Consider the following 21,564-nt stretch of genomic DNA (forward strand, 5'->3'; position numbering starts at 1 on the left):
GTTAGAAGTCGAACCCGCCGAAGTCGCCGCCGAAATCGCCGCCGCCGAAATCGCCGCCGCCGTCCCATCCGCCGGCTTCTCCACTGCCGTCGAAGCCGCCGCCTTGACCGGCCGCCATGCCGTCGGCGTAGCCGTCGCCGTAGCCGCTCTCAAAGCCCTGCGCGCCGTAGCCCACCCCCGCCATGCCGGAGAACATCGTGCTGAACAGCAGCGCCGAACCCACGCCCCAGGCACCCGCGACCAATGCGGGCTTCCACCACGGCTCGGAGTACCAGCCGGCGGGCACGGGCCGGCCGGCGACGCGGCCACCCGGGTAGTAGTTCGGGGTGCGTTCTGACGGCATTGGGGAGGCCTCGATCTCGCGGCCTTCGAAGGCGATCTTGCGGTCCTCGGTGACCGTGCCCGCGGTGCGCTGCCCGGATAGCGATTCCAGCTCCGGCCCCGGGTCCATCCCCATCACCGTTCGTGCCGCCCGGACGTAGTAAAGCCCTTCCAACGCGCTCTCTTTGGCCAGTCCGGCCTGCCGCGCGGTGGTGGCCTGGTCGATTTGCGAAGACGCCGCGGTGTAGCGCTCGGATGCGTCGGCGAGTGCCTGATTCGAGGCGTCGTCGGTTCCCGAAAGGGCGAACACCTGGCCGCCGAGGCGTTCGATGATGCGGCGGGCGTCGGCCTTGGCGTCGGCCAGCGAGGCTGCGCTTCGCCGGCCCGACGCCTTCGCTGACGCGTACACGGCGAAGCCGATGGCCGCGACGACCAACAGGATGAGGATGAGCAGTGCGCCTTCCATGGCTCTCAGCGTACCGACGGCAACCGAGGGCTTCGGGTCAAGGAGCAGCGCCCCACGGCACGACCGGACAGATCGTCGGCGGCCGCCCGCCGCGGTCTGACGGCATCAGCGCTCTGGTGACCTTGTTGGCGCGGAAGTGACGCCGGTCTGTAATTGACCGGAACACCGGCCCAAATTAGCTTTGAATTCGCCCGCTAAGAATTTGGGTGCATAGCACTGGAGAAATAGATGACTGTGACCATACTTATGGCCGTGCTTGTGATCTGCATGTTTGTCTTTATGGCCATGGATGAGAAATCGTATTGACCGACAAATTCACGAGGCGATTTTCCCGGCCCTGATTCATTGCGGACTTTGCTTACTCTCATGAAGGGAACCGTTTCCCGTTCCGAAAACCCGTCTGGCTCAGCGCAGCGGGCGATCGCGGAACGGGCGATGGTGGAGCCAGGCGACGGTAGAACGGGCGAATGGTGGAGCGGGCGACGGGAATCGAACCCGCGTAGCTAGTTTGGAAGACTAGGGCTCTACCATTGAGCTACGCCCGCATGCGCTGCATGAGCTGAGCAGACTCTACCGGCCGCGCCTGACCCAAATCCAGTTGAGCCCCCCTGAAGTCCGATGGGGTCAGGCGGTGGTCAAGCCGGTGGCGGTCAAGCCGTAGTATCGCCGGTGGTCCGGCGCTGCGAGCTTGCGTGACACGGCGACGACCGGGGTGTAGCGCAGCTTGGTAGCGCATCCGCTTTGGGAGCGGAAGGCCGCAGGTTCAAATCCTGTCACCCCGACCACTGGCCCACCAACAGCGATACCCACCCCAACTGCAATCGAGGAGTACGAACGTGAAGAGCACCGTCGAGAAGTTGAGCCCAACCCGGGTTCGCATCAACGTAGAGGTGCCTTTCGCCGAACTCGAACCCGATATCGACCGCGCGTTCAAGCAGCTGGCCAAGCAGATCCGGCTGCCGGGCTTCCGTCCCGGCAAGGCTCCGCGCAAGCTGCTGGAGGCCCGTGTCGGTCGCGGCTCGGTACTCCAGCAGGTCGTCAACGACGCGTTGCCCGGGCGCTACAGCGAGGCGGTCACGTCGTCGTCTCTGCAGCCCATCGGCGAGCCCGAGATCGAGATCACCAAGCTCGAGGACAACGAGGAGTTGGTGTTCACCGCCGAGGTCGACATCCGCCCCGAGATCGACCTGCCCGACCTCGCGGCGCTGAAGATCAGCGTCGACCCGATCAGCATCAGCGATGACGAGGTCGATACCGAGCTCGAGGGTCTGCAGAAGCGGTTCGGCACCCTGACCGGTGTCGAGCGCGCGGCCGAGGACGGCGATTTCGTGTCTATCGACCTGTCGGCGACCGTCGACGGGGAGGACGTCCCCGAGGCCGCCACCGAAGGCCTGTCCCACGAAATCGGCTCGGGTCAGCTGATCGAGGGACTCGATGAGGCGATCATCGGTCTCAAAGCCGAGGAGACCCGGGTCTTCACCTCCAACCTGGTAGCCGGTGAGTACTCCGGCCAGGAGGCGCAGGTGAGCGTCACCGTCAAGTCGATCAAGGCCCGGGAGCTGCCCGAGGTGGACGACGAATTCGCTCAGCTGGCAAGTGAATTCGACACCGTCGAGGAACTGCGCAGCAGTCTCAGCGAGCAGGTCGCCCGGTTGAAGCGGGTCCAGCAGGCCGAGCAGGTGCGCGACAAGGCGATCGAGGAGTTGCTCGAGCAGGTCGAGGTCCCGTTGCCCGATAAGGTGGTGCAGGCCCAGGTCGACGACGCGCTGCACAACGCCATCCACGGTTTCGAGCACGACGAGGCGAAGTTCGAAGAAACGCTCACCGAGCAGGGCAGCAGCCGCGAGGAATTCGACGCCGACAACCGCGCCAATGCAGAGAAGGCCGTCAAGACGCAGCTCCTGATGGACGCGATCGCCGACAAGCTCGACATCCAGGTCGGCCAGAACGATCTGTCCGAGCGACTGGTGCTGATGTCTCGTCAGTACGGCCTGGAGCCCCAGCAGCTGCTGCAGATGCTGCAGCAGAACAACCAGTTGCCGGCGATGTTCGCCGACGTCCGTCGTGGCCTGACCGTGGCCGCAGTCGTGCATGGCGCCACCGTCACTGATACCGATGGCGCGGAAATCGACACCACCGAGTTCTTCGGTCCCTCGGCAGAGCCGGCCGAGGGTGCTGAGCCGGCCGAGGGTGCTGATGAGAGCGGTGGAGAGACCGATGTCGACGATCTTGACGACGCCACCGCGGCAGCCGGGGCCGGCGATATCAAGTGACGCTCTGAGCGAACGGGCCACGTCTGGGGACTCCCCGACGGCGCCGGTTGGTTAGTGTCATTACCTAAGACGGTCAGCGCATCGAGAGTATGTAAAGAAAGCAGGTATCCAGTCGTGACTGACATGCGTGGCGCCTCACCGGGCCTCAACCTTGTCGACTCGGTATATGAGCGGTTGCTGTCCGAGCGGATCATCTTCCTGGGTTCCCAGGTTGACGACGACATCGCCAACCGGCTGTGCGCCCAAATCCTCTTGTTGTCGGCCGAAGATCCGACGACGGACATCCACCTCTATATCAACTCGCCCGGCGGCTCGATCAGCGCCGGGATGGCGATCTACGACACCATGGTGCTCGCTCCGTGCGATGTGGCGACCTACGCGATGGGCATGGCCGCCTCGATGGGCGAATTCCTGTTGGCAGCGGGCACCAAGGGCAAGCGTTACGCGCTACCGCACGCCCGCATCCTGATGCACCAACCACTCGGCGGTATCACCGGCGGTGCTACCGACATCGCGATCCAGGCTGAGCAGTTCGCGGTGATCAAGAAAGAGATGTTCCGCCTCAACGCCGAGTTCACGGGTCAGACGATGGAGCGAATCGAGGCCGACTCCGACCGCGACCGCTGGTTCACGGCTCAGGAAGCCCTCGAGTACGGCTTCGTTGACCACATCATCACCAGCACAAACGTCAACGGAGTTGTGTCATGACCGAGCAGATCCCAGCCACCGACGCCCGACTGCAACCTCAGGCCCGCTACATCCTCCCGTCGTTCATCGAGCATTCGAGCTTCGGCGTCAAGGAGTCCAACCCGTACAACAAGCTGTTCGAGGAACGCATCATCTTCCTCGGCGTGCAGGTCGATGACGCGTCGGCGAACGACATCATGGCCCAGCTTCTGGTGCTGGAGTCGATGGACCCCGACCGTGACATCACGATGTACATCAACTCGCCCGGTGGCTCGTTCACCTCGCTGATGGCGATCTACGACACCATGCAGTACGTGCGCGCCGACATCCAGACCGTGTGTCTTGGCCAGGCCGCCTCTGCTGCCGCGGTCCTGCTCGCCGCGGGCACACCCGGCAAGCGGCTGGCGCTGCCCAACGCCCGCATCCTGATCCATCAGCCCTCATTGGGCGGCGTCATCCAGGGCCAGTTCTCCGATCTGGAAATTCAGGCCGCGGAGATCGAGCGGATGCGCACCCTGATGGAGGTCACGCTCGGTCGGCATACCGGCAAGGATCCCGAGGTCATCCGCACCGACACCGATCGGGACAAGATCCTGACCGCTGAGCAGGCCAAGGATTACGGAATCATCGACACGGTGTTGGAGTACCGCAAGGTATCGGCGCAGACCGGCTGATCGACCGCGCTCAGAGCCTGTCAATCTAGGGCGGTCAGAGCTCGTCAGCCGCCGTTGGTGTAGATCCTTGTGGGGTTGATGAGTACCGCGGTTCGGCGCTGATCGTGCATCGTCCGGTCGTACTCGTCCCAGTCGTCGTGGGTCCCGCCGGCGGCGGTGAAAATGTCCCGCAGCAACCTGGGCAGCGCTTCGGACCCGAGCCAGGGTTGTGGATCGTCCGGGCCGGCAAGTTCGGTGTATCCCTCGACGGTGGCCCACTGCCACCCCCGCCGGAAGGTCACCGCGACTTGGGGCCGCGCCCGAAGGTTGGCAAGTTTGACTTTGCCGTAGGTGACGAAACCCAGTGCTGGTTGCGCCGTCGCGGGGTGGGGTAGCAGCCCGGCATTGATCAACGACGATTGGATGGTTTGGTCCGCGCGCAGGGTCGACACGACGGCCAGACCGCTCTCCTGTGAGGCCAGAGCGAACGCGTCGGCGAGTGCGGTCATGGCCGGAGACTACCGACAGCGGACTCGGCGGCAGGCTTGAATGCCGTCACGCGGGGCCGAACGACGGTGTCAGGACCCTTGCGCGTGGCAGGCTGTGAACCTCAGCCGTGGCGTTCGCGTCAATGCCGAGGCGGACACGATGACAGGGGGACGGCGATGTGGGTGGGGATGAGCCGTAGCGCGGCAATCGTCGCGTTTTCTGTTTCAGCGACAGTCCCGCTGCTGGCGGCGATGCCATCACCGGCGGTGAGTCACGCCGACGAGGTGGCATGCCCCGCAGGGATGTATTGGGATATCTACGCAAACCAGTGTCTGTACTACGACGTGGGCGTCTACCTGAGCCCCAACCCGTTCCTCGGTCCTCTTGGTCCGGTGGGCCCGGGTCCGGTGGGTCCGGGTCCGGTGGGTCCGGGTCCGGTGGGTCCGGGTCCGGTGGGTCCAGGTTCGGTGGGTCCGGGCCCGGGTGGTCCAGGTCCGGTGGGGCCGGGCCCGCGACGCCGATAGGGCCGGACCCGATGAGGCCGGACGGGTCACTGTAATGGGTGGACCTGCGGCCGAGCGTCTACTGCGCGACGCGGGTACGTTGGTTGGGACGGCTCGGAGCGGTCACGGCGGCGACACGCCGGAGACACGGCGGCGTGTTCCGCAGCTATCGGGAACGGATCAGGCGATATGTTGGCCCGACCACACGTGAATACCACCGACGCTATTCGGCTTTATCGGTCGCACCCAGCCGGAACAAGCGGGTAGCGTCGGAGACGACTACCCATCGGGGTGCCCGATGGCCCCTCCGGACCGATTGACCATCGACTGCCAACAGGAAGTAGGACACCAGCACCATGGCACGCATTGGAGACGGCGGTGACCTGCTGAAGTGCTCGTTCTGCGGCAAGAGTCAAAAACAGGTGAAGAAACTCATTGCGGGTCCAGGTGTCTACATCTGCGACGAGTGCATCGACCTGTGCAACGAGATCATCGAAGAAGAGCTCGCCGACGCTGACGAGGTGAAGCTCGACGAGCTGCCCAAGCCCTCCGAGATCCGGGACTTTCTCGAGGGCTACGTGATCGGCCAAGATACTGCCAAGCGGACGCTGGCGGTCGCCGTCTACAACCACTACAAGCGCATTCAGGCCGGCGAGAAGATGCGCGACTCGCGTGCTGAGGCCGTCGAGTTGGCCAAGTCCAACATCCTGATGCTCGGTCCTACCGGCTGCGGCAAGACCTACCTTGCCCAGACCCTGGCCAAGATGCTCAACGTCCCGTTCGCCATCGCCGACGCCACCGCGCTGACCGAGGCCGGCTATGTCGGTGAAGACGTCGAGAACATTCTGCTCAAGCTGATCCAGGCCGCCGACTACGACGTGAAGCGCGCCGAAACCGGCATCATCTACATCGATGAGGTCGACAAGATCGCCCGCAAGAGCGAGAACCCCTCGATCACCCGCGACGTCTCCGGCGAGGGCGTCCAGCAGGCGCTGCTCAAGATCCTCGAAGGCACGCAGGCGTCGGTGCCCCCGCAGGGCGGCCGCAAGCACCCCCACCAGGAGTTCATCCAGATCGACACCACCAACGTGCTGTTTATCGTGGCGGGTGCGTTCGCAGGTCTGGAGAAGATCGTCTCCGACCGGGTCGGCAAACGCGGTTTGGGCTTCGGTGCCGAGGTCCATTCCAAGGCCGACATCGACACCCAGGACCACTTCGCCGAGGTCATGCCAGAAGACCTGATCAAGTTCGGGCTCATCCCCGAATTCATCGGACGGCTCCCCGTCGTGGCCTCGGTGACCAACCTGGACAAGGCATCTCTGGTCACCATCCTGTCGGAGCCGAAGAACGCGTTGGTCAAGCAGTACACCCGGCTGTTTGACATGGACGGTGTCGAACTGGAGTTCGCCGGCGAAGCGCTGGAGGCCATTGCCGATCAGGCGATCCACCGCGGCACCGGTGCACGTGGCCTGCGGGCAATCATGGAGGAAGTTCTGCTGCCGGTGATGTACGACATCCCCGGCCGGGACGATGTCGCCAAGGTTGTCGTCACCAGGGAGACCGTGGAAGGCAACGTCCTGCCGACGATCTTGCCGCGCAAGCCGTCACGCGGCGAGCGCCGCGAAAAGAGCGCGTAGCCGCCGAAACGGGCACAGCTGTCACCGCGGGAGGTTGCCGCGCGCGCGGTCCCGCAGCGCCTCGGTCAGCACCGCCACCTCGGGCGCGGCGAAAGCCGGCAGTCCGTCGAGGCGTTCGATTCTCCTGGGCGCGGCTCCAGTGCGCAGCGATTGCGCGAGCCCGGTCAACGACGCCAGGTAGGAGTCGGCGTCGGCGGATCTGAATACGCTTGCGGGGTCCCGTTCGGCCGCCCAACACGCGGTGACGGTCGCATAGCCGAGTTGTTCGGCAGCGCTGGCGACCGGAGTGAGGCGGGCGGCCACCACCCGGTCCCGACGCGAACCGCTGCCGGCGGCTTCCTCGGCGTCGTTGAGTCGGAAGACGCTCTCCTGAAGTTCCCGACGGGCGCCGCGGGCGGCCAGCGACGTCGCGTCCCCGCGCGCCAGGAACGCGGTCGCCGTGACCGTGTTGTCCAACGTGTCGGCGACCGCGTGGTCTAATCGGCGGGCTTCCTGGCGGGTCGCGGCGAACAGGTAGACCGCGATGCCGACACCGCACCCCAGCGCGGTCTGCACGCCGCGGTCCACCAGCAGTGCAAGGACGTCCACGCGGTGCGTGCCGGTGGCGATGGTCAACGCGATGGCGGTGATGAACACCGTGGCCAGTGCATAGTTGCGGACGATGGTCAGTTCGATAGCGAATTGCAGCAGTGAAACGACGAGCACCAGCCACAGCCCTTGCGGGTGCACGCTGAGGATGACCGCCGCCAATCCCAGCCCCACCGACGTGCCGACGAGGCGTTCGGCTGCCCGTTGGAAGGTGGCGCGTCGGTGAGCTCCCTGGTGCAGCATCAGGACTGCGGCGGCCATCGCCCAGTACACGTGGCTGAAGCCCAACAGCGCCGAGAACGCGCCGGCCAGCGGCACGGCCACCGCTACCCGCATCATCACCTGCCGGGTGTGCGCGCCGGGTCTGACCGCCTGAGCCAGGAGCGCCCGGGCCGGCGGCGGGGGCAGCGGCGGGCGATCGGAGTCGCGGTCGGCGACCACGGCGGGGTCTGCGGTCAGGGCCCCGACTGCACGGGCGGTGGTCGCGGCCCCGCTGGGGACCGGCCTACCCGCGCCCACCGCGAACATCGTGTCGGTGAACAGCACATGCAATGCGTGGTTGGCTTCTCTGAGCCGGTGCAACACCCCGCGGCCGGCCCGGCGCGGCTGCTGGTCGACGAGCGCGACCCATGCCCGGGACAGTGCCGCCGCCGCCCCGTGTCGTGCAGCGTCCGCCTCGCGTATCCCGGCGAGTTCGAGGTAGCCGGCGACGGCCTCGCCGGCGGCCGCGACGGCGGCCGTCTCCGGACCGCGTGGGGCGATCAACGCGGCGCTCATCTGAGCGACCCACGCCACGGCGCCGCCGGCGAGCACCAGGAGCCCGATCTGTAGCGGCGCCAGGTGCGAGGCCGAGAAACCGATGCCCGCAGCGCATACCAGAACGAACATGTAGGCGCCCGGAGGGCCGACCGACAGCGCCGAGCACAGCCAGACCGCGACGACGGCGACCGCGGACACCGCGAGCACCGCCAGCCAGGTGGTCCCGGCTGCCCAGGCGCCTACCGTCACGGCAGCGGCAAGCGCCACCGCCACTACCGCAGACTGGGCGCCACGACTCAGATAGGGCCGGTCGGTGCCGTAGTCCGCGGTGAACGCGCCCAGGCTCGCGATGAGGCCGGCGCCGATGTCTCCGGCGGCCCAGCCGATCAGGATCGGTATCGCGGTGCTGACCGCAACACGCAAGGCCAGCGGCCACCGGCGCGGCGCCGGGCGCATCTGCAGGATCCCGGCGATGGGCGACCTGGCGGGGCGCTCGGCGGGCATGGGCCAACCCTAGGCAGTGCGAGCCCGCGCAGCCGCAAAAACGGTGATGGGCATCCCGGGACGCCGGTTCAGCGCTGGATCCGGTCCGATCTGTTGTAGATGTTCATCGAGTCGCCGCGCAGGAACGCCACCAGCGTGAGGCCGGACTGGCTGGCCAGATCAACGGCCAGGGAGGATGGCGCCGACACCGCGGCCAGCACCGGGATGCCGGCCATCACGGCTTTCTGGGTGAGCTCGAAGGATGCGCGTCCGCTGACCAGCAGGACCGTGCCGCTCAACGGCATCCGCCGCCGTTCCAGTGCCCAGCCGACGACCTTGTCGACGGCGTTGTGCCTGCCGATGTCCTCGCGTACCACCAGTGCGGTCCCGTCGCATGCGAACAGGGCGGCGCCGTGCAGTCCGCCCGTAGCTGCGAACACCTTCTGCCCATCACGCAGTTTTACAGGTAGTGCTGACAATGTCTCCGCGTTGATCGTCGACGGATCATCACCGGGGCAGTGCTTGCTGATCAACCGCACAGCCTCCAACGAAGCCTTCCCGCATACCCCGCATGACGATGTCGTATAGAAGTTGCGGGTGGGGTCGACGTCTGGAACCGGCACTTCAGCGCTGAGCGTCACGTCGAGAACGTTGTAGGAGTTACGCGAAAGACCCGGGCCGTCCTCCGGAGGGTCGGAGTTTGTCGAATCGGTCGTAGGTAATGTGGCGCCGCGGCAGTATCGCACCGACACGATGTCGTCACGCCGGGAGATAATCCCTTCGGTGAGCAGGAACCCCTGCGCCAGTTCGACATCGGCGCCGGGGGTGCGCATCGTGACGGTGAGCGGTGTGCCGTTGACGCGAATCTCCAGCGGTTCCTCCACGGCCAGCGTTTCGGGCCGGGCGACCGCATCGCCGGCCGTCACATGCCGCACCCTCCTGCGTGACGTCACCCTCCCCATCAGGTACTTGCTTCCTGTATTCGACCGTCTCGTCGGGCTGCCGGCTCCAGCCTGATGACGATGGCCTTTGACACCGGGGTGTTGGACCTGGCCGCAGTATGATCCAGGGGGACAAGGGGATTGGTCTCCGGGTAATAGGCGGCCGCGTTCCCGGGCGGTGTCGAGTAGGGCACCACCGCGAAGTCCGTGGCGCGCCGCTCCTGCAGTCGGCCGTCGGCACCGCTGAACTCTGACACCAGATCGACCCGGTCGCCATCGGAGAAGCCGAATGCCGCGAGGTCTGCCGGATTGACGAACACCACCCGACGCCCGCCCCGGACTCCGCGGTAGCGGTCGTCGAGCCCGTAGATCGTGGTGTTGTACTGGTCGTGGCTGCGAAGCGTCTGCAGCACCAGCCGCCCCGGCGGCACCGGAACCCACTCGAGCGGATTCACTGCGAAGTTGGCTTTGCCGGTCGCGGTGGGGAATTCGCGCGAGTCACGCGGAGGATGAGGGAGCTGGAAGCCGTCTGGAGCGCGCACCTTGGCGTTGTAGTCGGCGCAGTCGGGAACCACCGCGGCGATCGCGTCCCGGATGGTGTCGTAGTCACCGTTGAATGTTTCCCACGGCACCTGGTGGTCCGGGCCGAATAGCACGGCCGCCAGCTGGCAGATGATCGAGACTTCGCTGCGCACCTCGTCGCTCGGCGGGTGCAGACTACCGCGCGACAGGTGAACCATCGACATCGAATCCTCCACCGACACCTGCTGCTTGCCGCCGGCCTGGATGTCGCGGTCGGTGCGGCCCAGCGATGGCAGGATCAGCGCGGTGCTGCCGTGCACTAGATGGCTTCGGTTGAGTTTGGTCGAAACCTGCACCGTCAGTGAACAATTACGCAACGCTGCTTCGGTGACGGCGGTGTCCGGGGATGCAGATGCGAAGTTACCGCCCATGGCCATGAACACCTTGACCTTGTCGTCGCGCATCGCCCGGATTGCGGCGACCGTGTCGTAGCCGTGTTGTCGGGGGCTGACGATGCCGAACCGGTCGTCCAGTGCGGCCAGGAAGGGTTCGGGCATCTGCTCCCAGATCCCCATGGTGCGATCGCCCTGGACGTTGGAGTGCCCGCGCACCGGGCACAGCCCGGCGCCCGACTTGCCGATCATGCCGCGCATGAGCAACACGTTGGTGATCTCGGCGATGCTTGGCACAGCGTGCTTCTGCTGGGTCAGCCCCATCGCCCAGCACACGATGATGCGCTCTGATGTGGCCATCAAGTCGGCTACCCGACCGAGTTGCCTGCGGTCGATGCCGGTTGCCTCGAGCACCGTGTCGAGGTCGACGCTGCGCGTCTGGGCTGCATAGTCCTCGAACCCGGTGGTGTGCGTGGCGACGAAGTCGGCGTCGACGATCTGGGCGCGTGGACCGGCCTCGTCCTGGGCGTCCAGCAGCAACTTGCCCACGCCGGCGAAGAGCGCCATGTCGCCGCCGAGACGGATCTGTACGAATTCGTCGGCGATCGGCACTCCGTCGCTGATCACGCCGTGCAATTTCTGTGGATCCTTGAAGCGGATCAACCCGGCCTCCGGAAGCGGGTTGACAGCGATGATCTTGGCGCCGTTGTCTTTTGCCTTCTCCAGGATGGACAACATCCGGGGATGGTTGGTGCCGGGATTCTGTCCGGCGACGACGATCAGATCGGCCAGGATGAGATCCTCCACGGTGACCGAACCTTTGCCGATGCCGATCGCGTCGACCAGTGCGGTACCAGAGGATTCATGGCACATGTTCGAACAGTCGGGCAGGTTGTTGGTTCCGAAGCTGCGGACAAGTAGCTGATAGAGGAAGGCCGCTTCGTTACTGGTGCGCCCCGAGGTGTAGAACACGGCCTGATTCGGGCTGTCGAGTGCGCGCAGTTCATCGGCGATCAACGCGAAGGCGTCGTCCCACGCGATCGGCCGGTAGTGATCGTCACCGGGGCGCAGCACCATCGGCTCGGTGAGGCGACCCTGCTGGGAGAGCCAGAATTCCGGCCGCGCTTGGAGTTCGGCGATAGTGTGCCGCGCGAAGAACTCGGGGGTTACCACGCGTTTGGTGGCTTCCTCGGCGACGGCTTTGGCACCGTTCTCACAGAACTCGGCCACCTTGCGGCCGCCGTGCTCCTCCGGCCACGCGCAGCCCGGGCAGTCGAAACCGTGCCGCTGGTTGAGCTTGGTCAGCGCCGCGATGGTGCGCAGCGCACCCATGGATTCGAAGCTGCGCTGCAGCGACACCATGACCGCTTTGACGCCGGCGGCCTCGTACTCGCGGTCGGTGACGGTCAACTGGTGTTCATCGATGTCCGCGTCGATGTCTCGGTTGGGGCTGCTGCGCGCTGACATGTTCTCAGGGTAGGCCGCGGGTCGCGATGTCAGGGCCCACACACGAATACCTCGCGAGACGACGCGCCGGAGTGGCTCGAGTTTTCCGTTGCGGAGAACGTGGCACAGAATCTGGTGCTGCGGCGGTCCGACGACGACCCCGCGGAACCGCATCGTCCCGGTGACGCGGGCGTAACAGTCCCGGAACGCGACCTTTCTACTGTTGGCCGGTCAAGAGTCCGCCGAGCAAGCTGCGGACACCAGCAGTGATAGGAACTCCATTGAGCGGAAATGTGGTACGCCTGCAAGCGATCAACAATGTCGAGGCGTACGTGCCTCCAGCGATCAGCTTCGACCCCGCCGAGGCGCCCGGCGAGATCTTTGGCGCCAACGTCTTCGGCCTCGCCGAGATGCGGCTGAGGTTGCCCAAGTCGGCGTTCAAGTCCGTCGTCGGGACGATCGAGAAGGGCGCCAAACTGGACCCCGCGGTCGCCGACTCGGTCGCTTCGGTCATGAAGGACTGGGCGCTGTCCAAAGGTGCGACCCACTATGCGCACGTCTTCTACCCGATGACCGGGCTGACAGCCGAGAAGCACGACAGCTTTCTCGAGCCCGTCGGTGATGGCCAGACGCTGGCAGAATTTGCAGGCAAGACCCTGATTCAGGGTGAGCCCGACGCCTCCAGCTTCCCCTCGGGCGGTCTGCGCAGCACCTTCGAGGCCCGCGGCTACACCGCTTGGGACGTCACCAGCCCGGCCTACATCCTGGAGAACCCGAACGGCAACACGCTGTGCATCCCGACGGTGTTCGTCTCGATGACCGGTGAGGCGCTGGACTACAAGACGCCCCTGCTGCGCAGCCAGCAGGCCATGGGGGCTCAGGCCGAGCGAATCCTGAAGTTGTTCGGCCACGAGAACTTCGACCACGTCGTGTCGTTCTGCGGTCCTGAGCAGGAGTACTTCCTGGTCGACCGGCACTTCTTCCTGGCCCGTCCCGACCTGATCAACGCGGGCCGCACCCTCTTCGGCACCAAGCCGCCCAAGGGGCAGGAGTTCGATGACCACTACTTCGGTGCCATCCCCGAGCGCGTGCTGGGCTTCATGATGGACACCGAGCGTGAGCTGTTCAAGCTCGGTATCCCGGCCAAGACCCGCCACAACGAGGTCGCGCCCGGGCAGTTCGAGATCGCGCCGATGTTTGAGCACGCCAATATCGCCGCCGACCATCAACAGCTGCTGATGACGACGTTCAAGACCATCGCCAAGAAGCACGGCATGGAGTGCCTGTTCCACGAGAAGCCCTTCGCCCGCGTCAATGGGTCGGGCAAGCACGTCAACTTCTCGATGGGCAACGCGCGGTTGGGCAGCCTGCTTGTGCCCGGCGACACGCCGCACGAGAACGCGCAGTTCCTGGTTTTCTGTGCCGCGGTGATCCGTGCGGTGCACAAGTTCGCCGGCCTGCTGCGGGTGTCGGTGGCCTCGGCCACCAACGATCACCGCCTTGGCGCCAACGAGGCCCCGCCCGCGATCATCTCGATCTTCCTCGGCGACCAGCTCGCCGACGTTTTCGAGCAGATTGCCAAGGGGGCGGCGACATCCTCAAAGGGCAAGGGCAGCATGATAATCGGTGTCGATACGTTGCCGATCTTGCCGACCGATCCGGGCGACCGTAACCGAACCAGCCCGTTCGCCTTCACCGGTAACCGCTTCGAGTTCCGCGCGCCGGGCTCCGGGCAGACCATCAACGTGCCCATGATCGTCCTCAACACGATCATGGCCGACTCGCTGGACTACATGGCCTCGGCTCTGGAGAAGGCGGTAGGCGAGGGCGAGGACTTCGACATGGCCGTACAGCAGTTGCTCACCGAGATCATCACCGAGCACGGCGCGGTGGTGTTCAACGGTGACGGTTACTCGGAGAACTGGCAGATCGAGGCCGCCGAGCGCGGACTGCCGAATCTCAAGACCACGTTGGATGCCATTCCGCAGCTGGGGACACCGGAAGCTATCGCGGTGTTCGAAAAGTACGGCGTGTTCACCGAGCGGGAGCTCCAAAGTCGTGCAGAGGTCCGTTACGAGACGTACGCCCTCACCGTCGGGGTGGAGGCCAAGCTGACGCTGGAAATCGGTTCGACGGTGATCCTGCCTGCGGCGATGCGCTACCAAACTGAGCTTGCGTCCAATGTCGCCACGCTCAAGGCGGCGGGTATGGAGCCGGACTCCATGATGTTGGAGGCTGTCTCCACGCCGATCTCCGAACTGACCGTCGGGCTGGCGGCACTCAAGGAGGCTCTTGGGGCCCATGGTGGTGACAGCGCTGCGGAGGAGGCCGCGCACGCACAGAGCTTGCTGCCGTTGATGGAAGCTGTGCGCAGTGCCGCTGACACGCTGGAAGGGGTTGTGGCCGACGACCTGTGGCCGTTGCCGACCTATCAGGAGATGCTCTACATCCTCTGACTCGCCGGTATCGGAGGCGCCGAGGTGGACGACGGCGCGCGACGGGTTCGACGATGCAGGGGGGCGGTCCAGTTGGGCAACCGCGCCGCCGCGCATCGCAGTTTTGTGCCGCTCAGCGGCGGCGGCGGGCAGACTCGGGGGCATGGAATCGGCGCCGCCGGAACGCCCGGCCCCCCGCCACCGTGCGCAACGCGCAAGTCCGCGGCCGGCGCACTGGGTTCTTCGGGTGTTGCTGGCATTGGCGGCCGCAGCCGCGGTTGTCCTGACCGGTGTCGGGTTCTTGGTGACTCACGGTGTGCTGAGCGGTCTGACCATCTCCTCGGCACTGAGCGCGAACGATCCGAAATCGACCGGCGGCGCAATGAACATCCTGCTCATCGGGCTGGACTCGCGAAGGGATCAGGACGGAAACCCGCTGCCGGCGGAAGTTCTCGACAAACTCCATGCCGGCGATTCAGACTCCGGCGGCTACAACGCCAACACGCTGATCTTGGTTCGAGTCAGCGCTGACGGGAGGGTCGTTGCCTTCTCCATTCCGCGCGACGACTACGTGGCCGTCAGCGGTATACCCGGCTACAGCCACATCAAGATCAAGGAGGCCTACGGGCTCGCCAAAGCCGCCACCGAGCAACGGTTGGTCGCCCAGGGTGTGACTGATCAACGCCAGCTGGAGACACAAGGGCGCGAGGCCGGGCGGGCCGCGATCATCCGTGCCGTGCGCGATCTCACCGGGGTGCCGATCGACTACTTCGCCGAGATCAATCTGGTCGGCTTCTACGACTTGACCCAAAGCCTGGGCGGTGTGGACGTCTGTCTCAACCACGCCGTCTACGACGAGTACTCCGGCGCCGACTTTCCCGCGGGCCATCAAGAACTCAACGCCGAACAGGCCCTTGCGTTCGTCCGGCAACGGCATGGTCTGGAGAACGGAGACCTGGATCGCACCCACCGCCAGCAAGCCTTCCTGGTGTCGGTGATGCGGCGATTGGAGGACTCCGGCTCTCTGACCGACGTGGGCGAGTTCACCCGTGTCATGGACGTCGCCCGCCGCAACCTCGTGTTGTCCAAGGGGTGGGGTGAGAGCCAGTTCCAGAAGTTGGCGTCGTTGGCTGGGGGTGACGTCGAATTCCGCACGCTACCCGTCGTGGACTACCAGACCATCAACGGACAGGACGTGAACATCGTTGATCCCGCGGCGATCAAGGCTGAAGTGGCCGCCGCGTTCGACCCGCCGCCGAACCCGGCCGTCGACGAACCCGCCCCGGTCAACGACAGCGACCCGTCCGGCAGCGGGCCCAGCCCGGATGAGGGAGCGCCCATCGACAGCGGCGGTATCCCTTGCGTCAACTGAGGGTTGTTCACCGAGCTGTGATGTTTTCGACATGGTGACGCACCTGACATTGTCTGGCTGACGTTGATCAACCGCGCGATAATTCTCGGTATGGACCGGGATCCCGAAACGTCGACGGCCATGCCCGTCTGGCGCGACCCGCTGTCGGCAGGATGGCGTGCACACCGCGGCCTGCTGTTGTTGCGGCTGCGGTGGCATGAGCGCCGCGCAGCGCCCGTCCCAGGGTCGCCATTAGTGCGGTCGCGGCCGGGAGTGCGCGCGTTGGGACAACAGCGCTAGCTGGCAGCTATTGACCGGTAGTCGGTTCTTAGAAAACGTATCGGCCCCCAACGTGACGAATACCACATTATTGTCTCACCGCGGCAGGTTGCGAGGCTCTGAACTCGGCGTTTGGTTCGCGGTCACCAACGTCGCACTCGCCTGTCCGGGCCGGTAGCTCCTAAGAGGAGTGCAATAATCGATACCGGCAGTCACGCCAAGTTTTGGGAGAACGTCTGCCGGGCGCGCGCCGCGGCGGCCGCCAGGCGGTCGGCATCGCCTGGGGCAGCGTGACCAGGACACGAAGGGCATCGGAGTGGGAGACAACGGCAGCCTCGCCGGACGACCCCGGCAGAAGCTGGAGAAGGTCGTCATCCGATTCGCCGGTGACTCCGGTGACGGTATGCAACTCACCGGTGACCGGTTCACTTCCGAAGCCGCGCTGTTCGGCAACGACCTTGCGACGCAACCCAATTACCCCGCCGAGATACGCGCGCCGCAGGGCACGCTGCCCGGCGTGTCGTCGTTCCAGATTCAGATCGCCGACTACGACATTCTCACCGCGGGGGACCGGCCCGACGTACTGGTGGTGATGAACCCGGCCGCACTGAAGGCCAACGTCTCCGACCTGCCCCGGGGCGGCCTGATCATCGCCAATTCCGACGAGTTCACCAAGCGGAACCTGGCCAAGGTCGGTTATGGCGCCAATCCGTTGGAGAGCGACGAGCTGTCGGACTACGTCGTGCAGCCGGTTCCGATGACCACACTCACGCTCGGCGCGGTCGAGCCCATCGGCTCGTCGAAGAAGGACGGCCAGCGCGCCAAGAACATGTTCGCCCTGGGTCTGCTGTCGTGGATGTACGGTCGCGAGCTCGAACACAGCGAGTCGTTCATCCGCGAGAAGTTCTCTCGCAAGCCCGGCATCGCCGAGGCCAACGTGCTTGCCCTCAAAGCGGGCTGGAACTACGGCGAGACCACCGAAGCCTTCGGCACCACCTACGAGGTGTCGCCGGCCAGGCTCGATACCGGCGAATATCGGCAGATCTCCGGCAACACCGCACTGGCCTACGGCCTGGTCACGGCCGGGCACCTCGGCAACCTCCAGATCGTGCTGGGCACCTACCCGATCACCCCGGCGTCGGACATTTTGCACGAGCTGTCCAAACACAAGAACTTCAACGTGCTGACCTTCCAGGCGGAGGACGAAATTGCCGGAATCGGCGCGGCGATCGGTGCGTCGTACGGTGGAGCGTTGGGCATCACCAGTACCTCAGGGCCCGGCATCTCGTTGAAGTCCGAGGCCATGGGGCTGGCGGTGATGACTGAGCTGCCGCTGGTCGTCATCGACGTACAGCGTGGCGGGCCGTCGACCGGCCTGCCGACCAAAACCGAGCAGGCCGACCTTCTTCAGGTGCTCTACGGGCGTAACGGTGAGTCACCCGTGGCGGTGCTGGCGCCGTGTTCGCCGTCGGACTGCTTTGACATCTCCGTCGAGGCCGCACGCATGGCGATCGCCTATCACACACCGGTGGTCATTCTGTCCGACGGCGCGATCGCCAACGGGTCGGAGCCGTGGGCGATCCCGGACGTCACCACCTACGCGCCGATTGAGCACACGTTCGCCAAATCTGGTGAGCCGTACGCACCCTACGCGCGTGACCCCGATACCCTGGCCCGTCAGTTCGCGATTCCGGGAACACCCGGGCTTGAGCACCGGATCGGTGGCCTCGAAGCTGCCAACGGCTCGGGCAACATCTCCTACGAGCCGAAGAACCACGATTTGATGGTTCGGTTGCGCCAGGAGAAAGTGGCCGGCATCAAGGTTCCCGACCTCGAGGTGGACAATCCCGGCGGCGACGCCGACCTACTGATGCTCGGTTGGGGCAGCAGCTACGGCCCGATCGGCGAGGCCTGCCGGCGAGCCCGGCGCAGGGGCGTCAAGGTGGCCCACGCCCAGCTGCGCAACCTCAATCCCTTCCCGGCCAATCTGGGCGAGGTGCTGAATGGATACTCCACGGTGGTGCTACCGGAGATGAACCTCGGCCAACTGGCTCTGTTGCTGCGCGGGAAGTACCTGGTCGACATTCAGTCGGTGACCAAGGTGGAGGGTATGGCGTTTCTGGCCGACGAGGTCGAGGCAATCATCGATTCCGCGCTCGACGGAACGCTGAGCGAGAAGGAATTCGAGAAGGCCGAGTTCGCCCGACTGGCGGCGGCCACCATAGAGGCGGCCCCCGACGTACCTGGTGTGGGAGCGAGCGTATGACGACAGCGAGAAGCGCAGCGGATCGCGCATCAACCCAGCTGATCGGCGGCGATCTGAGATGAATCCGTTAGGGCTGACCAAGACCGGTTTGGTTCCGACCACCGATGAGCCGCAGAAGGCCAAGGACTTTTCCAGTGATCAGGAGGTCCGCTGGTGCCCCGGCTGCGGTGACTACGTCATTCTCAACACCATTCGCAATTTCTTGCCCGAACTGGGTCTGCGTCGGGAGAACATCGCGTTCGTCAGTGGCATCGGCTGCTCGAGTCGATTCCCCTACTACCTCCAGACTTACGGCTTTCACTCGATTCACGGCCGTGCGCCGACAATCGCGACCGGGCTGGCGCTGGCTCGTGAGGACCTTTCGGTGTGGGTGGTCACTGGTGACGGTGACGCGCTGTCGATCGGCGGCAATCACCTCATCCACGCGCTGCGGCGCAACATCAACCTCACGATTCTGCTGTTCAACAACCGAATCTACGGGTTGACCAAAGGCCAGTACTCGCCCACTTCCGAAGTCGGAAAGGTCACCAAGTCGACCCCGATGGGGTCGCTGGACTACCCGTTCAACCCGGTGTCACTGGCGCTGGGTGCCGAGGCGACGTTCGTCGGCCGTGCCCTGGATTCCGATCGCAAGGGCCTGAGCGAGGTGCTGCGTGCTGCCGCTCAGCATCGCGGTGCCGCACTTGTCGAGATCATGCAGGACTGCCCGATCTTCAACGACGGCTCTTTCGACGCGCTGCGAAAAGAAGGTTCCGAGGAGCGGTTGATCCATCTCAGCCACGGCGAGCCGATCACGTTCGGCGCCGATGGCGAGTACTGCGTGGTCAAAGCCGGATACGGGCTGGAGGTCGTCAAGACCGCCGATGCGTCGGTCGACGAAATCGTGGTCCACGATGCGAGCTTGCAGGATCCTGCGTACGCGTTTGCGTTGTCGCGGTTGTCCGAGCAGAACCTCGACCACATGGTGATGGGCATCTTCCGGCAGATCAGCAAGCCCACCTACGACGATGCAGCTCGTCAGCAGCTCGTGATGGCGCGCGAAGCTCAAGCCCATGACACAGCGGCACTGCAGTCCCTGCTTCGTGGCAAGGACACCTGGACCGTCGACTGATTGTGTTTGGCTGACAGTGCCGGACCGGCTGACCGTCGGCGTATTGCGCTAACGTCACCGGTGTGATGTCGTCCCTGCCGTTGGCCGCCGTGGTGCTGGCGGGCGGGGCGTCCCGACGGATGGGCCGCGACAAGGCCTCGTTGGTCGTCGACGGCCCCGCAGGCCCTGCCACACTGGCCGAGCGGGTGGTGTCAGTCGTGGGCACCCGCTGTGATCCTGTCTACGTCGTCGCCGCACCCGGTCAGTCGCTGCCAGAGTTGCCCGCGGTCATCCTTCGCGACGAGGCCCGTGGCATAGGCCCGTTGCTCGCGACCGGGCGTGGATTGCGGGCTGCCGCAGAGGCCGGCATCGAGCACGCGTTCGTCTGCGCTGTGGACATGCCGGAGCTGACCACCGAGTTGATCGAGACACTGACCTCACCTGCTGAGCGGTTGGGCGCCGACGTGGTCATTCCGTGGGACGGCCGTGACCACTACCTGGCCGGCATCTACCGCACCGCGCTGTTCACCACCGTTGCCGGACTCGTGGACGCCGGCGAGCGCAGTATGCGCGCCCTGGTGGATTCGGTCGACACTCAGCGGATCGTGATGCCCGTGCAGGCCGCGTTGGCGAACGTCAACACGGTGGCCGATCTTGAGTCCGTGACCCCGCCGAGATTGGTTTAGGCCCCGCCGGGATTAGTTTGGCAAATTAAATGGCGAGCGACCCGGAATTAGTACACCATGACAATTCAATGAGCGTCGCGGAGTTTCCTCTCGGATCAAATCGTGATACGCGGGACTGAATAGTCGCGCCGCGTCCCGCCGCACGCGGTCGAGCATGTCAAATGTGGTGCGGTGCAACGAGTTGCGACGATTTCAGGTACGCAGAAGCGCCAAGGTGATCGCATTCGATGTCAGCTTTGCTACTCGGGTCTCGGCTGCCTGTCCCGGCAGCTCCCGGTGGTTCCGCGAGTGGTTGCGTCGGGCTGGCAACGTTTGTTCGCTGGCCGCCTGCCGGCCCGGCACGAGCGTGAAGGTGCCTTCACGCTCGTCGCCGAAGGTGAGGACACCATCCCGTTCGGCGGGGCATCAACCTACCGGCTGGAGCCCGCTCGTCCCTGTCCCGGCTTCCTTCTCGGCTCTCCCAAAATCACTGTATGGCAGACGCTTTGACCAGCGGCGACCTGACCCGGCTGCGAGATTGGCGGATGCTTCGCACTCGGCGATTTCATTGCTCGACTGCCGGAGATCGATGGTGGGTGCTGCGCCAATGCCCGATTTCGGGTGTCACAGTTCACAATGTGAGTGTGATTCGGCTCACGCCGAGGTGGCTGCGCCCCGATCTGCAGAACTGCGGAAATCGGCAGCTGACCTGCGTGGACCATCGTAAATGGTCGACGTGATTGTTCCGTGATCTGTTCGCGACACGTTCTTCACTGACATGACATTGCGCTAATCGGTTTGTACCGTTCGTGGCAGTTCATTACGAAACACATAATTCAAAACCACGTATCTGCGTGTGTGGGGCTACGGGAGGCGGATCGCCTTCGGTAGCCGTCGGGTCTTCAGATCCGGCGAGGTGATCGCATGCCTACCCTGTCGTGCCCGACCGAGAAGGCTCGACCCATCCAAACCCGCCTGAGTCCAGGCAACAAGTCCGCGCATGACCGCACGGGCGCTGGTGGCGCGCGAATTGGCGAAAGGATCGAAGTTGAAGAACATCCGTAAGACCTTTGGTCTGGCCGCAATCGTCGGGGCGTTCGCTGTGGCGCCGATGGTGCTGGCGACCGGAACCGCGAACGCTGACAGCGTCAACTGGGACGCCGTGGCTGCTTGCGAGTCCGGCGGTAACTGGAGCATCAACACCGGCAACGGCTACTACGGCGGCCTGCAGTTCCACCCGTCCACCTGGAGCTCCAACGGCGGATCGGGCATGCCGCACGCGGCCAGCCGTGCCGAGCAGATCCGGGTGGCCGAGAAC

14 protein-coding genes, 2 tRNA genes and 2 pseudogenes are annotated in these 21,564 nt (G+C 65.1%); 12 read left to right on the forward strand and 6 right to left on the reverse strand.

Going from position 1 to position 21,564, the window contains the following annotated elements; translation table 11 throughout:
- Window position 1 precedes the first annotated feature (1 nt).
- Both ACPGXI_RS09260 and ACPGXI_RS09265 read right to left on the reverse strand, forming a co-directional pair.
- Window positions 2-787: a DUF1542 domain-containing protein gene (locus tag ACPGXI_RS09260; RefSeq protein ID WP_526652062.1), complete on the reverse strand. Its 786-nt coding sequence runs from the start codon at window positions 785-787 to the stop codon at window positions 2-4.
- 471 nt (window positions 788-1,258) lie between these two features.
- Window positions 1,259-1,332, reverse strand: a tRNA-Gly gene (locus ACPGXI_RS09265).
- 163 nt (window positions 1,333-1,495) lie between these two features.
- Between ACPGXI_RS09265 and ACPGXI_RS09270 the strand changes: the two genes are divergently transcribed.
- The 4 genes from ACPGXI_RS09270 to ACPGXI_RS09285 all read left to right on the forward strand — a co-directional run bounded on the left by ACPGXI_RS09270 (window position 1,496) and on the right by ACPGXI_RS09285 (window position 4,421).
- Window positions 1,496-1,572, forward strand: a tRNA-Pro gene (locus ACPGXI_RS09270).
- 51 nt (window positions 1,573-1,623) lie between these two features.
- A complete protein-coding gene (gene tig / locus ACPGXI_RS09275) occupies window positions 1,624-3,060 on the forward strand; it encodes a trigger factor (protein WP_526652064.1) in 1,437 nt (478 codons plus the stop codon).
- Window positions 3,061-3,183: 123 nt separating this feature from the next.
- Window positions 3,184-3,768, forward strand: a complete 585-nt coding sequence (locus ACPGXI_RS09280) for a ClpP family protease (protein ID WP_526652091.1) — start codon at window positions 3,184-3,186, stop codon at window positions 3,766-3,768.
- Window positions 3,765-4,421, forward strand: coding sequence for a ClpP family protease (locus ACPGXI_RS09285; RefSeq protein ID WP_526652066.1), 657 nt, complete (start codon window positions 3,765-3,767; stop codon window positions 4,419-4,421). Before ACPGXI_RS09280 ends, ACPGXI_RS09285 begins: the two co-directional genes overlap by 4 nt.
- Before the next feature lie 44 nt (window positions 4,422-4,465).
- Here ACPGXI_RS09285 and ACPGXI_RS09290 read toward each other — a convergent pair whose 3' ends face one another.
- Complete coding sequence (locus tag ACPGXI_RS09290; RefSeq protein WP_526652068.1) at window positions 4,466-4,909, reverse strand: TIGR03618 family F420-dependent PPOX class oxidoreductase; 444 nt, start codon at window positions 4,907-4,909, stop codon at window positions 4,466-4,468.
- Between the two features lie 168 nt (window positions 4,910-5,077).
- Between ACPGXI_RS09290 and ACPGXI_RS09295 the strand changes: the two genes are divergently transcribed.
- Both ACPGXI_RS09295 and clpX read left to right on the forward strand, forming a co-directional pair.
- Window positions 5,078-5,413: a hypothetical protein gene (locus ACPGXI_RS09295; protein WP_526652070.1), complete on the forward strand. Its 336-nt coding sequence runs from the start codon at window positions 5,078-5,080 to the stop codon at window positions 5,411-5,413.
- A 335-nt stretch (window positions 5,414-5,748) separates the two neighbouring features.
- The gene (gene clpX / locus ACPGXI_RS09300; protein ID WP_526652071.1) at window positions 5,749-7,029 is read left to right on the forward strand and encodes an ATP-dependent Clp protease ATP-binding subunit ClpX; all 1,281 of its coding nucleotides are present in this window, start codon (window positions 5,749-5,751) and stop codon (window positions 7,027-7,029) included.
- A gap of 21 nt (window positions 7,030-7,050) precedes the next feature.
- On the opposite strand, the gene ACPGXI_RS09305 is transcribed toward clpX, so the two are convergent.
- From ACPGXI_RS09305 to ACPGXI_RS09315, 3 genes are all read right to left on the reverse strand, one after another.
- A complete protein-coding gene (locus tag ACPGXI_RS09305) occupies window positions 7,051-8,880 on the reverse strand; it encodes an FUSC family protein (RefSeq protein ID WP_526652073.1) in 1,830 nt (609 codons plus the stop codon).
- Between the two features lie 68 nt (window positions 8,881-8,948).
- Window positions 8,949-9,821, reverse strand: a complete 873-nt coding sequence (fdhD, locus tag ACPGXI_RS09310; protein WP_526652075.1) for a formate dehydrogenase accessory sulfurtransferase FdhD — start codon at window positions 9,819-9,821, stop codon at window positions 8,949-8,951.
- Window positions 9,821-12,181 carry an FdhF/YdeP family oxidoreductase gene (locus tag ACPGXI_RS09315; RefSeq protein WP_526652077.1) on the reverse strand — a complete coding sequence of 787 codons (2,361 nt, stop codon included), beginning with the start codon at window positions 12,179-12,181 and terminating at the stop codon, window positions 9,821-9,823. Before ACPGXI_RS09315 ends, fdhD begins: the two co-directional genes overlap by 1 nt.
- A gap of 260 nt (window positions 12,182-12,441) precedes the next feature.
- On the opposite strand from ACPGXI_RS09315, the gene ACPGXI_RS09320 reads away from it, so the two are divergent.
- The 6 genes and pseudogenes from ACPGXI_RS09320 to ACPGXI_RS09345 all read left to right on the forward strand — a co-directional run.
- On the forward strand, window positions 12,442-14,616 hold the full coding sequence (locus ACPGXI_RS09320; protein WP_526652079.1) for a glutamine synthetase III family protein: 2,175 nt from the start codon (window positions 12,442-12,444) through the stop codon (window positions 14,614-14,616).
- 142 nt (window positions 14,617-14,758) lie between these two features.
- A pseudogene (locus tag ACPGXI_RS09325) lies at window positions 14,759-15,892 on the forward strand (LCP family protein); the annotation flags it as partial.
- A 613-nt stretch (window positions 15,893-16,505) separates the two neighbouring features.
- The gene (locus ACPGXI_RS09330) at window positions 16,506-18,491 is read left to right on the forward strand and encodes a 2-oxoacid:acceptor oxidoreductase subunit alpha (protein WP_526652093.1); all 1,986 of its coding nucleotides are present in this window, start codon (window positions 16,506-16,508) and stop codon (window positions 18,489-18,491) included.
- A 58-nt stretch (window positions 18,492-18,549) separates the two neighbouring features.
- Window positions 18,550-19,602 (forward strand): thiamine pyrophosphate-dependent enzyme, encoded by a 1,053-nt coding sequence (locus ACPGXI_RS09335; RefSeq protein ID WP_526652081.1) that lies wholly within the window; start codon window positions 18,550-18,552, stop codon window positions 19,600-19,602.
- A 65-nt stretch (window positions 19,603-19,667) separates the two neighbouring features.
- On the forward strand, window positions 19,668-20,267 hold the full coding sequence (mobA, locus tag ACPGXI_RS09340; protein ID WP_526652095.1) for a molybdenum cofactor guanylyltransferase: 600 nt from the start codon (window positions 19,668-19,670) through the stop codon (window positions 20,265-20,267).
- A 1,117-nt stretch (window positions 20,268-21,384) separates the two neighbouring features.
- Window positions 21,385-21,564 (forward strand): annotated as a pseudogene (locus ACPGXI_RS09345) (transglycosylase family protein); the annotation flags it as partial.

This window comes from Mycobacterium sp. (genome assembly GCF_049608025.1).
Classification (GTDB): domain Bacteria; phylum Actinomycetota; class Actinomycetes; order Mycobacteriales; family Mycobacteriaceae; genus Mycobacterium.

What these genes read in the sequence shown, in the direction of transcription:
- mobA (WP_526652095.1), top strand. Translation starts at nt 19,668, where the DNA reads ATGTCGTCCCTGCCGTTGGCCGCCGTGGTGCTGGCGGGCGGGGCGTCC.
- ACPGXI_RS09260 (WP_526652062.1), bottom strand. Translation starts at nt 787, where the DNA reads ATGGAAGGCGCACTGCTCATCCTCATCCTGTTGGTCGTCGCGGCCATC.
- ACPGXI_RS09305 (WP_526652073.1), bottom strand. Translation starts at nt 8,880, where the DNA reads ATGCCCGCCGAGCGCCCCGCCAGGTCGCCCATCGCCGGGATCCTGCAG.
- fdhD (WP_526652075.1), bottom strand. Translation starts at nt 9,821, where the DNA reads ATGGGGAGGGTGACGTCACGCAGGAGGGTGCGGCATGTGACGGCCGGC.
- ACPGXI_RS09290 (WP_526652068.1), bottom strand. Translation starts at nt 4,909, where the DNA reads ATGACCGCACTCGCCGACGCGTTCGCTCTGGCCTCACAGGAGAGCGGT.
- ACPGXI_RS09285 (WP_526652066.1), top strand. Translation starts at nt 3,765, where the DNA reads ATGACCGAGCAGATCCCAGCCACCGACGCCCGACTGCAACCTCAGGCC.
- ACPGXI_RS09335 (WP_526652081.1), top strand. Translation starts at nt 18,550, where the DNA reads ATGAATCCGTTAGGGCTGACCAAGACCGGTTTGGTTCCGACCACCGAT.
- ACPGXI_RS09315 (WP_526652077.1), bottom strand. Translation starts at nt 12,181, where the DNA reads ATGTCAGCGCGCAGCAGCCCCAACCGAGACATCGACGCGGACATCGAT.
- ACPGXI_RS09295 (WP_526652070.1), top strand. Translation starts at nt 5,078, where the DNA reads ATGAGCCGTAGCGCGGCAATCGTCGCGTTTTCTGTTTCAGCGACAGTC.
- ACPGXI_RS09280 (WP_526652091.1), top strand. Translation starts at nt 3,184, where the DNA reads ATGCGTGGCGCCTCACCGGGCCTCAACCTTGTCGACTCGGTATATGAG.
- clpX (WP_526652071.1), top strand. Translation starts at nt 5,749, where the DNA reads ATGGCACGCATTGGAGACGGCGGTGACCTGCTGAAGTGCTCGTTCTGC.